General features: G+C 33.8%; 16 protein-coding genes. 13 read left to right on the plus strand and 3 right to left on the minus strand.

The window, feature by feature from the left end; all coding sequences use genetic code 11:
- Position 1 precedes the first annotated feature (1 nt).
- The 11 genes from flgA to ACY2LT_RS01385 all read left to right on the plus strand — a co-directional run bounded on the left by flgA (position 2) and on the right by ACY2LT_RS01385 (position 10,417).
- Positions 2–721 (plus strand): flagellar basal body P-ring formation chaperone FlgA, encoded by a 720-nt coding sequence (flgA, locus tag ACY2LT_RS01335; RefSeq protein WP_491815849.1) that lies wholly within the window; start codon positions 2–4, stop codon positions 719–721.
- A 2-nt stretch (positions 722–723) separates the two neighbouring features.
- Positions 724–1,299, plus strand: coding sequence for a flagellar basal body L-ring protein FlgH (locus tag ACY2LT_RS01340; protein ID WP_491815851.1), 576 nt, complete (start codon positions 724–726; stop codon positions 1,297–1,299).
- 5 nt (positions 1,300–1,304) lie between these two features.
- On the plus strand, positions 1,305–2,414 hold the full coding sequence (locus ACY2LT_RS01345) for a flagellar basal body P-ring protein FlgI (protein ID WP_491815852.1): 1,110 nt from the start codon (positions 1,305–1,307) through the stop codon (positions 2,412–2,414).
- A 7-nt stretch (positions 2,415–2,421) separates the two neighbouring features.
- On the plus strand, positions 2,422–3,315 hold the full coding sequence (locus ACY2LT_RS01350) for a transglycosylase SLT domain-containing protein (protein ID WP_491815853.1): 894 nt from the start codon (positions 2,422–2,424) through the stop codon (positions 3,313–3,315).
- Between the two features lie 44 nt (positions 3,316–3,359).
- Positions 3,360–3,797 carry a flagellar protein FlgN gene (locus ACY2LT_RS01355; protein ID WP_491815854.1) on the plus strand — a complete coding sequence of 146 codons (438 nt, stop codon included), beginning with the start codon at positions 3,360–3,362 and terminating at the stop codon, positions 3,795–3,797.
- 55 nt (positions 3,798–3,852) lie between these two features.
- The gene (locus tag ACY2LT_RS01360; protein WP_491815856.1) at positions 3,853–4,209 is read left to right on the plus strand and encodes a four helix bundle protein; all 357 of its coding nucleotides are present in this window, start codon (positions 3,853–3,855) and stop codon (positions 4,207–4,209) included.
- 11 nt (positions 4,210–4,220) lie between these two features.
- Positions 4,221–5,660 carry a flagellar hook-associated protein FlgK gene (gene flgK / locus ACY2LT_RS01365; protein WP_491815857.1) on the plus strand — a complete coding sequence of 480 codons (1,440 nt, stop codon included), beginning with the start codon at positions 4,221–4,223 and terminating at the stop codon, positions 5,658–5,660.
- A gap of 15 nt (positions 5,661–5,675) precedes the next feature.
- Complete coding sequence (locus ACY2LT_RS01370) at positions 5,676–6,671, plus strand: flagellin N-terminal helical domain-containing protein (RefSeq protein ID WP_491815858.1); 996 nt, start codon at positions 5,676–5,678, stop codon at positions 6,669–6,671.
- 64 nt (positions 6,672–6,735) lie between these two features.
- A complete protein-coding gene (locus tag ACY2LT_RS01375) occupies positions 6,736–7,608 on the plus strand; it encodes a motility protein A (protein WP_491815859.1) in 873 nt (290 codons plus the stop codon).
- A gap of 56 nt (positions 7,609–7,664) precedes the next feature.
- A complete protein-coding gene (locus ACY2LT_RS01380) occupies positions 7,665–8,138 on the plus strand; it encodes a hypothetical protein (protein WP_491815860.1) in 474 nt (157 codons plus the stop codon).
- A gap of 80 nt (positions 8,139–8,218) precedes the next feature.
- On the plus strand, positions 8,219–10,417 hold the full coding sequence (locus tag ACY2LT_RS01385) for a TonB-dependent receptor (RefSeq protein WP_491815862.1): 2,199 nt from the start codon (positions 8,219–8,221) through the stop codon (positions 10,415–10,417).
- Between the two features lie 58 nt (positions 10,418–10,475).
- Here the strand turns inward: ACY2LT_RS01385 and ACY2LT_RS01390 are convergent, their stop codons facing one another.
- Positions 10,476–11,450, minus strand: coding sequence for a hypothetical protein (locus tag ACY2LT_RS01390; protein ID WP_491815864.1), 975 nt, complete (start codon positions 11,448–11,450; stop codon positions 10,476–10,478).
- 119 nt (positions 11,451–11,569) lie between these two features.
- Here ACY2LT_RS01390 and ACY2LT_RS01395 point away from each other — a divergent pair, with 119 nt between their 5' ends.
- A complete protein-coding gene (locus ACY2LT_RS01395) occupies positions 11,570–12,229 on the plus strand; it encodes a membrane lipoprotein lipid attachment site-containing protein (protein ID WP_491815865.1) in 660 nt (219 codons plus the stop codon).
- Between the two features lies 1 nt (position 12,230).
- On the plus strand, positions 12,231–13,214 hold the full coding sequence (locus tag ACY2LT_RS01400) for a DUF2851 family protein (RefSeq protein ID WP_491815866.1): 984 nt from the start codon (positions 12,231–12,233) through the stop codon (positions 13,212–13,214).
- On the opposite strand, the gene ACY2LT_RS01405 is transcribed toward ACY2LT_RS01400, so the two are convergent.
- Positions 13,215–16,187: a hypothetical protein gene (locus tag ACY2LT_RS01405; protein WP_491815867.1), complete on the minus strand. Its 2,973-nt coding sequence runs from the start codon at positions 16,185–16,187 to the stop codon at positions 13,215–13,217.
- A gap of 79 nt (positions 16,188–16,266) precedes the next feature.
- A complete protein-coding gene (locus ACY2LT_RS01410; RefSeq protein WP_491815868.1) occupies positions 16,267–16,689 on the minus strand; it encodes an SRPBCC family protein in 423 nt (140 codons plus the stop codon).
- Positions 16,690–16,941 lie beyond the last annotated feature (252 nt).

Consider the following 16,941-nt stretch of genomic DNA (forward strand, 5'->3'; position numbering starts at 1 on the left):
TATGATTCGATACTTTAAAATACTGATATTATGTTTGTTTTTATTAGTTATTACCTCAAATTTATTTTCACAATCGTCTTTTTCAAAAGAGAGAATTGAAACTGCCGTTATTAATTTTCTGAAATCTCAAACAAATGAGGACATAGAGATTGAAATTATTCAAAATGTTCGTCCAATTTCTTTCGTGGAAAGTTCAGTTTCTGCATCTTTAAGACATAATTTCCGGGATTTCAAAGGATTAGGTTTTGTTTGGGTGGATTTCAATAAAGATGGCAAAACTATTTCTACAGAGCAGATTCGGGTTAAAATAAAAAAATTCCGTCAAATACCAGTAACCACTCGCTTTATTCGAAGCGGAGAAACATTATCAAATGCAGATTTTACTATCAGACGATTTGATGTAACTAATTTTAATGAAAATGAATTAGTGGTTAATAATTCAATCGTCGGCAAAATTACCAGAAATGGGATACCTAAAGATAATCCATTTAAAATTAGTGACTTATCAAATGATGTTATCATAAAAAAAGGACAAATTGTTACAATTATTGCTCAATCTGGAGCAATTTCAATAAAAACTTTGGGAACAGCTCTGCAAGATGGAGGTGCAGGAGACGTAATTCGTGTCAAGAGAAATGGACAAGGCAACGTTGTTCTTACTGGTTCGGTTAATGAACTTGGATTTGTTCTTCTTTCTAATAATTCAAATTCTACGAGATGAAAATGAAGAAATCATTTTTTATATTTTTGTCTTTGCTTTATTCTCAGCTTGCATTAGCTCAATTTAAGCCGCAAGAACAAAGTTTGCGTTCATTATTTTCTGATGTTAAAGCCTTCCAGGTAGATGATGCAATTATGGTATATATTGTTGAAGACACTCAGGCAGACAATAATGCCTCAACAGAAGAAAGAAAATCATCTGAATTAAGTGGCGGAGTCGGCTTATCAACCGGAACTTCTAATACAAATATAAGTGGCAATATTGGGACAGGCAATAATTTTCGAGGTTCTGGACGAACTACTCGCAACGAAAAAATTCGTTCACGACTTAGTGCGCGTGTGGTAGAAGTGCAGCCAAATGGTAACTTACTTATCGAAGGGAAACGCACTACCAAAGTCAATGGCGAAACTCAAACTATTACCATACGTGGAATTGTTCGTCCAGTTGACGTCAATTCAGATAATAGTGTATATTCATACAATATTATGGATTTAACTTTACTTATCGAAGGTGATGGCACTGTTTCGAAAACACAAGAACCCGGATTAATAACAAGATTTTTAAGAATTTTGTTTTGATGAATATGAAAACTAAAATTATTATACTATCAATTCCCATTTTGCTATTTCTCCTTTTTTTCGATGCAAATGCAGCTCGTATTAAGGATATTGCAACAATTCAGGGTGCCGGGAGCTTTCAGGCAATTGGATATGGTCTTGTTACCGGACTAAACCAAACTGGCGATAATCCTCAGGCTTCTTTTACTGTTCAATCTGTTGTAAATATGTTGAAACGCTTTGGGCTAACACCTCCTTCTATAAATCCCCGAACTCGCAATGTTGCAGCAGTGATGGTAACTGCAAATATTCCTGCATTTGCTGCGGCAGGTACAAAAGTCGATGTCCAGGTTTCCTCGATTGGTGATGCATCATCTCTTCAAGGTGGAGTGCTTTTGATGACTCCATTGTCCCTGTCAAATGGTGCAATTGTTGGTATGGCGCAAGGACCATTATCAGTCGGTGGATATGATTATCAAGCCTTTGGTTCCAGACTTGGGAAAAATGTAACCACAAGTGGCAGAGTACCTAATGGTTTAATTTTAGAAAGAAATATTAATTCAAACTTTATCAATAATAATGCAGTAATTGTTACCCTACGCGAACCAGATTTTACAACAGCTCAGCGAATAGTAGATGCTATTAATGTTTCACCGGGACTTAATGGAACTGCAACACCAATCGATGCTGGTAGTGTTCAGGTTCAGTTGCCCGGTGGGCTATCACAGTCTCAAATTTTTGGTTTGATAGCTCAGATTGAAGGGCTAAATGTGAATGCAGATCCCGTTGCAAGAGTAGTAATAAACGAAAGAACCGGTACAATTGTCGTGGGAGGTAATGTGCAATTACTTCCGGCTGTCATTGCGCATAGCGGATTGGAAATCCAAATTCAAAAACAGGTGCTTGTTCCGCAACCAGCTCCATTTACAATTAGGCCACCACAAATTGCTGAAAGTGCAGAGATTACAACACAAGAGGAAGTTCGGGCAGCCTCTGCTCTTGTTGTACGTGGAGCGACGGTTCAGGATATTGCCGATGCACTAAATTTACTTCAAGTAAAACCACGCGATCTGATAGCAATTTTTCAGGCTCTCAAGGAATCTGGTTCTTTGCAAGGTGAGTTGATAATTCAATAGGTGTCGTATGGATATGCCACTTTATGATAATAGTCTTAATAATTCATCAATCTTGCAAAGCAAAATTGATGAATATAAACATATTCAGACAACAAATGTAAATAAAAAAGCATTGTCAGATGAAGAGAAAGCCGGATTTGCTAATGCATCACGTGGTTTTGAAGCAATTTTTATCAATCTGATGCTTAAACAGATGAAACAAGCTATGCTTTCAAAAGATGATAACAACGGCGAAGAAATTGGATTTGGTGCAGATACTCTTGAAAGTTATGCAGATATGCTTTTTGCCGAAGAAGTCTCTAAAATAGGCAAAGGCATTGGTATTGCTGAATCAATGTATTTAAATTTTACTGGCGAAAGACTACCTGCTGTAAGTTCTAAAGAAATACCCGTTAATGTTCCTGTTTCTGTAAAGGAAAATAATGAACTGCTTCCTAAAAACAATATTCCAGTTAATTTAAATCAAAATGTAAATGGTAATTTTATTGATCGTGTGAAAAATCGCCTGAATTCGTACTCTGAAATAATCACAGAAGCATCCAGGAGATTTAATTTACCTGAAAATATAATTAAAGCTATAATTACTGCTGAGTCAGCCGGAATTCCTAATTCAACATCACCAGCGGGAGCAAAAGGATTAATGCAACTTATGGATGGCACAGCTCTCGAACTTGGAGTGAAAAACCCTTACGAGCCATATCAAAACATTATGGGAGGGGCGAAATATTTACGTCAAATGCTTGATTATTTTGGTGGTGATTTGTCTCTTGCTCTCGCAGCTTACAACGCTGGACCAGGGAATGTTCGTAAATACGGTGATATTCCTCCATTTCGCGAAACTCAGCAGTATGTAAAGAAAGTTTTGCGATATGCCGATATTTTCAATGAAAATGAAACCTAAATCAGGATGAAAAGTTTATAATAAATACCAATGGAGTGGTCAAAATGTTAGCCAAACTGTTCAATTTTCTCCAATTCGAACAGCAACTTCTTCAGGAGATGATTCGTCTTGCAGAACGTCAAAAAGTTGCTTTAGTTAAATTTAACATCAAAGAACTCGAAGAGATTACTTCATTTCAGGAAGAACTTGCTAAAAGCTTGCGACAAGCCGAAGAACAACGAATTGCTTACTTAATGTCCTGGTTGAATATTTCACGAACTGAAGCAATGAAATTGAGACTTTCAACCATTGAGAAGCAATTCCCGAATGAAGATACTAAAGATTTGCGAAAATTAAAGAGAAATTTAGCCAAACTGGTTAATATTCTACAGGACTTGAACCTCACTAACAGAGTGCTTGCCAATCGTGCTAAGTCGAGTGTTTCCAATATATTAGCTGTGCTTTCTAATGGCAACAATTTCGTTTGCAATGTGCAAATTTAAAGTTGGAATATTTATTGTTTTTACAAGGATGTTATTTAATTGTAAGGAGGCAAAAATGAGCACACCACAAAATTACGAAGAAACTCTGCTTTGGAAAAAAGCAGTTGAACTTGTTAAAAAAATACAAGAGTTCAGAAGAAATCTTCCTAATTCAGAAATGGATATCTATTCAATCAATAGCAAGCTTGAAAATAGTATAAGCGAACTTTCTCAATATCTTGAAGAAAGCTATCGCTCAAAATCTAAACTTGCAAAAGATAAAAATTCGTTTCTTGCTGAACTTGCTCTGAATGAATGTATTGATAATCTGAAAAGAGCAAACCGATTAAAATATGGCGAAGCAAGTTCAATTATTGAAGATGCTGAAAAGTTTAAAAAGATTTTAAATGGTAGGGAATTTATTTTTTCTTAGTAGGTTGAATAATGTCATCATTTTCTGCTCTGGAAATAGGGAAGAGAGCATTACTTGCTCAAAGATTTGGGATAGAAGTAACCAGCAATAATATTGCAAACGTTGATACTGCTGGTTACTCTCGCCGTTCTGCAGTCTTGAGTGAATCTTCTCCGCTTTTCCGTAATGGGCAGTTTATCGGAACTGGTGCTATTGCTCAAAAATTGCGCACTTTCCGCGAAGAATTCTTCGATAGAGAGCTACGTTCAACTGTTGCACGTAATAATACATTTGAAAATGATGAAAAAATTTTCCAACGAATTGAATCAATTCTTGCTGAACCAAGCGAATTAAATATACAGAATGATATTAATAGTTTTCTTTCGGCTTTTGAGGAATTGGCTATCAAACCAGAAGATATTGGTTTACGTGAGAATATTTTAGGCAAAGCACAAACTCTTGTTGAAAAACTAAATCGCACTTCAGTTCAACTTTCTGAAGCACGTAATGAACTTGCTACCCAAATTTCTCTGAATGTGAACCAAATTAACTCTTTACTTGCCGATGTTGCAAACCTAAATAAAAATATTGCTAATTCTAAAACTCTATCGCAAACTGAAGCTCAAACATATGTGGACCAACGTCAGCTTAAATTAGAAGAATTGTCAAAATTAGCTGGAGTAACTGTTTCATTCGAACAAGATGGTTCTGCAAACGTATTTCTAAATGGAATGAATTTAATCACGGGTTCAAACTATAATGAAATCAGACGGGTAGATATTAATAATTCTGCTTCCGGCGAAATTACAATTGCAATTGAAATTTACGATAAATCAAAGGATTTAGCTACTCGTGTTGTTCCTCAATTAGGTGAACTTTCTTCAAATTTGAAGCATTTTAATGAAACATTAGATCCACTCGAAAGTAAAGGTTTTTCGATTGTAAAGCAACTTGATGATTTTGCCGATGCTCTTGCACAGAGAATCAATCAATTAACGATTTCTGGTTACGGTCTGAATGACACGACTTCACCACCACCAGGAAGATTATTTTTTGAACCATCAACTGGTAGAATTACTGCTGCTACAATTAAAATTTCTGACGACATAAAAAATTCTCCTGAAAATCTTCCTTTTTCGAAAAATCCTGGAGAACCAGGTAATGCTGAAATTGCTCTTGCCATCGGGCGCATTGCCCAAGATTCAAAATTTCTCAATAACCAAAGACCTTACGAATTCTATTCTGCATTTATTGGAAAAATAGGTTCTCTAAGTCGCGAAGCAACTACAGGAAAAGACACAACAAGGCTTGTTGCTGAACAACTCTCAAATCAGAGAGAATCTGTTATCGGTGTAAATGTTGATGAAGAAGCCGTAAATCTAATTCGATTTCAGAAGGCATTTGAAGCAGCTTCGAGAATTGTAACAGTTACAAACGATTTGCTCTCCACTGTAATTAATCTTGGCAGATAGTAGAAGGGGTGCTCTATGCGTATCTCTAATGGATTGACTGTTAATACTTACTTGCGAAATTTGGATAATATCCAAAATCAAAAGTATAAAAACGAAATTCGCCTTTCTACTGGGAAGAATATCGTCAATCTTGCTGATGCTCCTGAAAAACTCGTAAGAGTAAAAAATATGGATTTTCTTATTTCTGACAATGAAAAATATAAGTATATAATAGACCAGTCTATTAGAGAGATGCAAGCTGCGGAAGATAAATTGCAATCTATTTCTGATAAAATTGGCGAAATTCGTCAATTAGCTGTTGATTCTACTCACGCTGGGGCTGCCGGCAACACTTACTCTCTTGGTGTATATGTTCGAGGATTGCTCGAAGATATTATAAAAGAAGCTAATACTGATTTTAATGGGAAACTATTATTTTCTGGAACAAAATCTACAGTCGATTCAATAACTCCTGAATCACCACAAACAACAAATTTACCATTTGAAATTGTTCAGGAACAAGCAACACCTGATAATCCTTCAGGTCTTAAAATTTATTTCAAGGGTAATTTTGAAGACAGAATTATTAATAAAGATTCCAAGACAACAGAGAAAATAAACGTTACAGCAAATGAAATGTTTGGTGCCGGTGGAACTGAGTTTTTCGAAAATATTATTAAGCTATATAATGTTCTTTCATTTAAATCAGATGGTACTCCACGTCAGGAAACTGACCCGTTATCAAAATTTGATGTCGATGAAATCAATAATTTACAAGCTAAATTAGCCGTTACCAATGAACAACTTAACAAATTGACTGCTCAGCTCTCTACAAGACGCAGCAGGATGGAAAATATCTCATCTCAAATGAGTGAGGAAGTTATTAGATACAAAGAACTAAAAACTATAAATGAAGATACTGATTATGCCAAGGTTACAATGGATTTACGCTTAGAGGAAATTGCTCTTCAATACTCTTTGCAAGTAGGTTCTAATCTTCTTCAAAAAAGTTTAATGGATTTTTTAAGGTAATATTCAATATTTTTATTGTTTTGTAGTCTAAAACTTATCGAAAATTGAATAATAATAATATTAAATGAAATCTAATACATTGCTGGGAATAATTGCTGGGTTGATAGCAATTTTTGGTGCTTACTTTTGGGAAGGAGGAGGAAGTGCCACACTTTTTATGTTGCCAGCAATGCTGATTGTTTTTGGAGGCACTCTTGCTGCAGGATTTGCAGGAAGTTCGTGGGATGTATTTAAGAATATTCCAAAAGTTTTACGTGCTGCATTTTTCCCTCGACAGTATGATGTAAAAAAAATTATCAATCAAATTGTTTCTTTTTCGGCAATTTCTCGCCGTGAAGGAATTTTATCGTTAGAGGACCGACTAAATAAAGTCGAGCATCCTTATATGAAGAAATTTTTTCAGGCTTGCATCGATGGTGCCGACCAGGACACATTAATGCAAATTTATGAAGCAGAAGTAAACTCTATCTCCGAGCGGCATAATACTTATATAACGCTTTTCAACAAACTTGGTGGTTATTCTCCAACAATGGGTATTATTGGAACAGTTATGGGGCTTATCCATACTCTGGCTTCTGCGGGATCCGACCCAAATATATTAATTCAACATATTGCGACCGCTTTTATTGCTACTATGTGGGGAATTTTGATGGCAAATATTGTTTGGTTGCCTATTGCAGATAAGCTACTTAATTTGCATAATAAAGAAATGTTCCTGCTGTCCGTTATTATTGATGGTGTGCGGTCAGTCCAAACTGGTGAAACTCCTACTGTTATTCAAAACAAACTTGCGAGTGCATTTCCGCTTACCGTTCAGGAAAAAATTACTTCTGTTAAACCCTCAACGAATGCGAATACTACTCCAGTTGTTGATAAAACTGCATCTTCTACTAATATTTCTATATCGAATAACCCAATAAACGAAACGGCAAGCTGATTCGTTTTGTTTATTACTATTTTATTTAATAATTTTGCTAAAAATGATTTGTTGATATGTATAAAGTAATAGCAATATTGCAAATAATTAGCGTCTTTACTTCAAATATCGGAGTAAACGTTTATTTGCATTATTGCCATTCAACAAACTCCGTCGTTGTTGCTTTATCTGCTGATGCAGCTACCTGTAAAGACCACGTTTGTTGTGAGCACAGTCATACTAATTCATCCCACATTCATTCACATATTTGTTGCGATAATTCTAGTGAAAATAATAATAATATTGCTTTCAGAGATTTAGAATGCTGTCAGAATGCTGAAAAATATCTTGTGCTTACTGAAAAATCGTTGCAAAGCTCTAATTCTTCTGCAAATATTTTTAATTTTATCCATAAAATTGATTACGACTTACCATTTTACTTTGATGTAATCTTTACCGACTTAAATTTCTCTGAAGGCTTCGACTTTTATAAATATCTAAAACAAAAAATAATATTTTCCTCGATTTACTTCTCTTCCAATTTAGTTTAGTTCTTCTTATTTATTTCTGGAATTTTCTAATTAAATCTATTCTGATTTTTTGTGTTTATTTATTTTAAGGAGAACTAAAAATGAAATCGATATTAAATATATTAACTTTGTTTCTAATTTTTTATTCTAATTTGTTTGCAGAAACAATTTCTGGAAGAGTTTTTGGTCTTGATGAAAATAATCAGAAAAAACCTCTTCCGAAGGCAACTATTGGTATTGTCGGAAGTAATCAGGGAGCATTTACTGATAACAATGGTTATTTTAAAATGGAATTGCCTCCAAAGGTACATTTTATTGTTGTAAGCTACGTCGGTTACGAGCGCGATACTCTTCACGTTCACGATTATGAAGGTGAAATAGAAATAGTACTTACTCCAAGTTTAAAAACTGAGACTGTAAACGTAGTTGGTGAAAAATCGGCTGTTGAAATTTCACAATCAAATGCTGTCAAAACTGAGACAATTACTACAAAAGGTTTGCATAAGGCAGCTTGCTGTAATTTAGCCGAGAGCTTTGAGGTAAGCCCTTCTGTCGATGTAGAATATAGTGATGCGATCTCCGGTGCTAAAAGAATACAATTGCTTGGTCTCGCTGGCAACTATTCGCAGTTATTAATAGAGAAAATACCTTCACTTAGAGGATTAGGTTCTATCTATGGTTTGTTGTATGTTCCTGGACCTTGGATGGAATCTATTCAGGTTTCTAAAGGTTCAGCCTCTGTTACAACTGGCTTTGAATCTATGACTGGGCAAATCAATATTGAATACAAGAAACCTGAAAATTATGAACCAACTCATATCAATGTTTATGGAGATGTGATGGGGCGAAGCGAGCTAAATTCATATCACACCTTCCGTTTAGATGACAATCTTTCAACAATGTTACTTGCTCATATTAATTTTTACCAGAATACAATTGATGAGAACAATGATTCCTTTATTGATAAACCGAAAGTATCTATGCTGAATTTTCAAAATCGCTGGAAATATGAAAGTGGAGAATTTGAATCTGTTACTGGTGCACGTGCTTTAATTGAGAATCGTGAAGGTGGTCAGAAAGGCTATTTTAATGAAAACAATGCAAATTATTATGGAATTAAGGTAAAAACTCATAGATATGAGGCATTTACAAAAAATGGTTTTATCTTTAATGACGAACCTTTTTCCAGTCTTGGCACTATCGTTTCTTTTACACATCATAAACACGAATCAAACTATGGAAAAAGAATATATAATGGTGAACAAAACTCTTTTTACACAAATATTCTTTATCAATTTGAGCCTCTCGAAGAAAATGGACTTACCTTAGGAACAAGTTATCAATACGATAATTACATAGAATATTTAGATAATTCGTCAATCAGCAAATATGAATCAATACCGGGTGCTCTATTAGAATGGAATTTCGGAATTATACACGATTTGACAATATTACTTGGTTTCCGGGCTGATTTTCCAAACGGTTATAAAACATTTCTTACTCCAAGATTTCACTTACGCTATGCTTTGGACGAATTAACAACGATTAGAGCTTCGTTAGGTAAGGGATACAGACTTGCACATATATACGCTGAAAATGTTGGTTTTCTTGCAAGTTCTCGGAAATTCATTATCGATGAAAAACTAAATCCAGAAGAAGCTTGGAACTACGGAATAAATGTATCCACAGTATTCAATATTTTAGGAACAAACTTTACCATAAATGCAGAATTTTACAGAACTGATTTTATCAATCAAGTGATTACTGATTTAGATCGCTCACCTGATGCAATACATTTTTATAATCTTGATGGTAAATCATATTCGAATAGTTTCCAAATTGACCTGCAATTTGAGCCAATTCAAAAATTAGTTTTGACTACTGCATATAGATTAAACGATGTAAAAACTACTTATAATGGAAAATTAGAAAAGAAGCCACTTCAAAGCCCTCACAAAGGATATTTCAATCTTATGTATGATACCCCCGACAATGGTTGGAATTTTGATTTAACTGTTGAGTATAACGGTGGTGGAAGATTGCCAAACACAGAACAAAACCCCGAAAACCTTCGTCTTGCGAAAAATTTCCCGGATTTTACAATTGTTAATGCTCAAATAACTAAGAGATTTAAGCTTCTTGATGTCTATTTCGGCGGTGAAAATCTTACAAACTTTATTCAGAAAAATCCAATATTAGATGCTCGAAATCCGTTCTCAAATCACTTCGATAGCTCCATGATTTGGGGACCAGTAGTTGGTCGTATGTTCTACGCTGGAATTCGTGTCAATTTTAATTAATCGATAATTATTGTATATTTCAATGGATGTTTGCTGAGCAATTTGGCAAACATCCATTTTATTTTTGAGGTTTTCTGATGGGGCAATCTAATTGGTCGTTCTCAGAACAATCCCTGTTACAAGGAACTACATACAATCGGGTTATCGAATTTAAATAGATATCTTTGATTTGTTTATCAAAGCGTTTTTCCAACTTATATTTTTGTTCAATCGTATAATCATATGGCAAGACAACTTCAATTTCTACAAGTAGTTTTTTACCCGCAGAGCGAACTTGCAATCTCCGAAATTCACAATAGTTTTTGATATTTTCTACCACAACAGATAAAATATTAAATTGTATTTCATCGCTTGCAGGCTTGTCGATAAGAATGTCAATGGCATTCTTAATATTAGAAATTGGTATGATAAATAGATACAACGATAACAATCCAGCCAAAATCTTATCTAAATGGATCAGAAATTTAGCTTTTTCTGCTTGGTAAAACAGTATTGCAATCGATATGAAAACAAAACATACAAAAAACATTATTAAAGTGTTTTTCCAGACAATGAAATTATATACTAATTTTCTATCGTTTGTGCCGCTTAAATTTCTATCAAATATTTTTTTTAGTAAAATAAGAATTAATGAGCAGAAAAATATATAACCAAGAAGCAATAGTTGATTATCTACTCTAATGATAATTGTGGAGATGTTTAATATTATTGTTAAATGAAACGTGATTATAGCAATAATCAACGATAAGAAGAAATGCAAAACAATAAATATGCTTTCAAATTTCGTATATCCATATTGAAATAAATAATCGGGATATTGATTTTTATTAGCTTCTGCAAAATAAATCGTCAAGCAATAGGCAATATTTATTAATAGACTTAATCCAAGAATAATTAAAAATATTTGATGAGAAATAACACCCAAATAAATATTGGTCAGGCATAGCAAAAATAAAATACCTACAGTAAGTATAATTCGGCGTAAAACAATTTTTTTCGATGTTGAAAATTCAAAATTAGTATTAATTTTCATCTAATACCATTAATAGTCCAAAATTACTCAATAATATTGAAACACAGATTTCAAATTAAGTTTTTTTTTGCTTTTTTAATAATATTATTTATTTTATAGCTTCAAAACGGAATACTTCTATGAACAAATCAATCTTTGCAATATTTCTTGTGTTGTTACTTGCTTCTTGTTCAGTTAGTAACGATCCAAATGAACCTATCATTCCGCAAGATAATTATTTGTTCAATGTGAAAACCGGTAAAACCTGGACATACGAAAAAAATGGTGTTGAAGCATCTTTTTTCGTTTCAAATTTTGATAGTTCTGATTGGGTAATAGAGTTTTGGGATACTCTTCCAAAATCTAAACTTCCAACATATACACTTGAATGGAAAGAACTCGATAATGGTTTTCCTCGTTACACTGATTTCGGACTTGCAGTTACTGATAGTTCCTATCTTTTCGGAACAAAGAAGCATCCTTTTGTTTCACCCGTTTATCCTACAGATTTTTTTGTGTTTATGTTTGAAATACCAAAAAAAATTACCGATAATTATTCAAAGCAAATTGAGTTTAATAAAAATATTGGTTCAGAAACATTATTCTGGATAAATACTTTTTCTTTTACAAAGAGTGATAACATCATTTTCAACAACATTTTATTAAAACGATGGAATTTATTGTTCGTTGCTGAACGTAAAAGACCAAGTCCAACTATATACAGCGAAGATTTTATCATCGTTGATAGTCTCGGAATTTATTCTTTTAGAAATTATTTGTTGAAAAAAATCGAAGAATAGAATGAACGAGTTGCAATTGCAGAAACGATTGCAAAGGTTGCTTTCAGAACCCTCGAGGATTTGGGTTACTGAGAGCGGTAAGCAACTTCAGGTGCTTTCCCCGGGGAGAATTAATCCATACGAAGGACCTGATTTTAATAATTTTGGTGCTCTCCTCGACAGTAAAATTGTTACTGGTGAAGTTGAGTTCCACAAAAATTCATCTGATTGGCTTTCTCATAATCATTCAATAAATCAACTTTATCAAAATGTGTTTTTGCATATTGTTTGCAATAACGACACAATATTAAATGAAAATTTCGAGACACTTGTAATTCCTGAAACAGAGATTGAAAATATCATTATCGAAGAAAGCGTTGATAGAGAAGAAATATTAAATCAAATACTTGATTTGCAACATTACGCATTAGTGAGAATATTGAGAAAATCTGCAGAAATTATGCCGCTATTGAGCAACAACGATATAAAAGAGGCTCTCAGAATATCAACATACAATTTTTTGGATAATTATAGGAAAAGAAGACGTAGACCTGTTTATAACAATTCTGTTTTTAATGATATTCTCGACAATCTGGAGAATTCACTTGTTATTCCTTTTTTGAATAAAATAAAGAATAATGAAGTGTTTGATATTTTTTCAAGTTTAGTTGATTTAATGAGATTTAAAATTTCTAATGAAGGTGCTGCTCTTAGAAGAGAACTCGTCTTAAACGTTGTATTGCCGCTTGCAATATGCCTTGCCGCGGACACTGCTCGAATTAGTTTGCTCACTTGGTTTTGGTCAACTCCTACTTTGAACATTTATGGAAATCTAAGTAGATTTTTCCCACACATTGAGCAAAAATATCTCTGGCAGCAGCAAGGAATGCTCGAATATCTTCGTTGCAAAGGAAATGCTGAAGAGTTTCCTCCAAATCCTTTATCACAATATAAGTTCGACGAAGTTCTCGATTTCTATTCTGTTGGTTTAGCTCGAAAAAAATAATTATTTTCTTACATAAATTGGATATATTTCGAAAGAACCGTCATCTAATTCTAAGCGTATGTAGTATAAACCATTTGCAACCGGAGTTCCATCTGCTAATCGTCCGTCCCAAAAATCACAATATGCAGTGTTCGGAAGTCTATGTGCATCTTTTTGTATTTCGCGGACTAATCTGTTACTTTGGTCAAATATCCTAATTTTGACGTAAGTTTCTTTCGAAACTTTATATACCAATTCCATTGTTTCCCCAAGCCGCATTGGATTTGGTGCAACAGAAATAATATATTTAGGTTGAAATTTCGAAATCAAAGTGTCAATTATTATGCAATTTTGAGAAGCACAAAAACGAATATATAGAGTGTCAGGTGTATTCAATGGAACATTCCATTTATATTTTTCCTGATTCGCTGCAATTCTATCCATTTCCGAATACTTTTCTCCATCAGTGGAGATTAGAAAATGCAAACTATCGATTTCAGACGGAATATCGAGGACACTCCATTTGAAATAAATTGTTGGGTCGCTTGTTGCAGAAGTATCCCAGGTTATTGGGAATTTCGCCGGTTTAACAGGCAAATTAAATATGTTTGTTGTATCTACATAGTTTCCTTTATGTATCTTAAGCTTCATTAAATACGATAAGTCTGTTACTTTTTCTGAACAACTGAATGTCTCTAAGCACGGAGTTGATAACCGAGAGGTAAAACTATTGTTTACAACATTAGCATTCCCAATATTATACCAATTCTTTCCATCATTGGAAACATAAAATAAGACGCTATCCACACAATTAGCACTTCCGGAAATATTCATCGACGAGCCGCTGACAAGCACTAATTGATTGAAGTTATCAATGTCTATTATTGGGCGATTAAATGTCAAGATAGTTGTGGTATCAAAATTAACCATTGGATTAGTCTCTGAGGCAACAATTAGAAATCCGCTTCGACCAATCACTTTCTCATTAACTACAAAATTATAATTAACTATCGAAGCCGAATTGTCAATGTTTCTGATTAATGTATCAATTGAAACAATTGAGTTATTCCTGACTTGTGCGAATAGCAACATCGCTTTTGCTGTGCTTGAATAGTTTTCCCAAGAAATCTTAACTGTATCATCAGGACAATAGACTTTTTGCACAGTATTCGAAAATTTGGGAGATAACACCGAAATGGTTTGTGGAATTGGCGTTCCAATCACGTAAGTAGAATCGAAAGTGGTTACAATAATATCGTTACGTCCGTCGCCATCAATATCGGAAACAGCAATATTAGAAATTGTTTGATTTGGAAAATTCTTTGTATATACTGTATCAAAAGGCATCCCGAGACGAAATTCAGGTGATTTATAATCTCTCATTCTTAATACAATAAGTTCCGAACCATTTACAAGGAAAATTTCATCTTTACCATTATTGATATCACCATCAAAATCATTTACAGCTGCAACCCATCCATTTATTCGCTGGCTTGCAATAGTATCAAAAGGAAATAGATATTCTCCCGGAGGCGATGGTTTATCAATCTCCGGACCGCTATTGTATCTTAACACAAATAATTTGCTCCCTGCAAAAGCAAATTCTTTTGAAGACTGAGTAACAACAATTTCATTTCCTCGATTATTCGGGAAATATGGAAGCCATTCGTTACTTGGATTTCCATCAACATTCCCAACAGCAACAGACCAGTAATGATTTTGTTCGCCTGTAAAGCTTGGTGGAAGATAAGGAGGTTCTGTGATTTTGTTTGGCGATGTCAAAGCATTGCCATTCAAATCAAACAAATGTATTCTTGATGTTCCGCTCGATCCTTGAAGTCCATTATATTCTTCCAATACAAGTATAAACATACTATCAGAGGGCATTGCGTTGTCAGTGATATTGACAAACATCGGTCTAATTCTTGGGCGATTTCCTTTTGTAATTGTGCTTAAATCTATCATTGGGAAGTTTTCAACTAAAAACGAACCCGATAAATCAATGCTTATTAAATATGGTTTGTTGGCATAAGTGCTTCCCGAAAGAACGCTATTATTTGGTATAGGTCTGGTAGTCAGGTTCGGAGTGGGATAATTTGGTAATAACATTAGAGACCTTCCAAGAATTTTGTTTGTTATGGAGGGTTGCCCGATATTAACTTCTGGACCAACAGTTATTCGATTAGTTATATCGTCTCCAATATCTGGCATTGGGAAATTTGAAATAATGTTGGAAGTAGAAAACTGAGTAAACCCTCGCAAAAATGGAGGTTCAAAGAAAAATTGATTGCCAATTTTAGGATTTGCCATATTAAAAGTAGCGTATAAAGTAAATTCATCGCCACTTTTTTTTGAGAAAATCGGTTTAAGTGAAGCGGAAACGTTTGGATAATTCGCACTGTTCTTTAAATTCATAGAAAATCTTCTCAATATCTTTATTCGCTTTTCCTGATGGTCGTATCCAACAATGAAAGCAACCGCAAGACTATCTTTCCGCTCAGCTTCTATGGTTTCAAGTCCAAGTACGACTGTTGGCGATGAAAATGGAAAATCAGTTCCGACGAAGCTTGTATCTAATAAAGAAGAAATATTAATTACTCCATATAATTCTTCTGAAAGTTTCTCATTTACAAGCACTTTACCGCTTCCGTCGATAATTACGATCCTATCACCGACTACTGCTGCCATCTCATTCGGAGAAAATGGCATATTTGCAAATATCTTGTCATTTGCAACTATATTCCCGATTAACGGCTGCACATCTCCTGCAATATATGGAGTTATCCATTTTATTTGTAACGAATCGAAATACTGGCGACCCGAGCGAGTTTCAACATTTCTTGTCCCTTCAATACTACCGTTTATATACCTCCAGTTTGCAGGGCTAGCTGAAAATTGTGCATTAATTGGTGAATAATCTACAATCGAAATAATCAATAGTAATAATATTAATTGGTTTCTTTCTTTGAAGAATAAATGCAAAAATTGTCTCATTTATGCATCCTGATACTTTTAATTTTACAATAATAAATCTATATGCATAAATCAAGCCAATATTTTGAAAATTCACTAATTATTTAAAAATATCAGACATTTTTTGAGTTCTATAGTCGAATATCTTATTTAATTGTCTTTTCACAAGCCAACTACCAAGAGCGTTTCCAATTATTCCAAAAGGTATACGATAATGCACAATATCTGTCATCTCTATCCCACCATCTATCTCTTTGAAAATATGCTGATGGTGCCAAAACTTGTATGGTCCAAATCTCTGTTCGTCAATGAAAAATATAGGTTTGTTTACCTGTGTGATTTCAGTTACCCAGTTCATAGGGATAGACAACAATGGGCTTACTTTATATTGAATAATCAGTCCAGGATATATTTCTTTTGGCAATTCTGTTAATATTACGAAGTTCATCTCTGGTGGAGTAATCAAAGAAAGATTCTCGGGATTTGAGAAAAAATCCCAGCATTCATAGATATTTGCCTTCAACCTTTGCTTCCTGATAAATGAATGTAAATACATATTATTAAATATATTTATTCTTACACAAAATGCTTGTTTTAATTTACATTATACGAAAAAACTATAACAATATTTAGAAAGCCCTAAACTTTAGAAAGTTCTTTTATATAATTATTTGAATACAATTATTCTTTTGAAAGTAGTAATTTTGCATAACTCATTTGAAACAAATAATGTATTTTTTCGTAATTTTCGATATACAATTCTGAATTTTGCATA

Source organism: Eximiradius proteiniborus, from assembly GCF_058546985.1.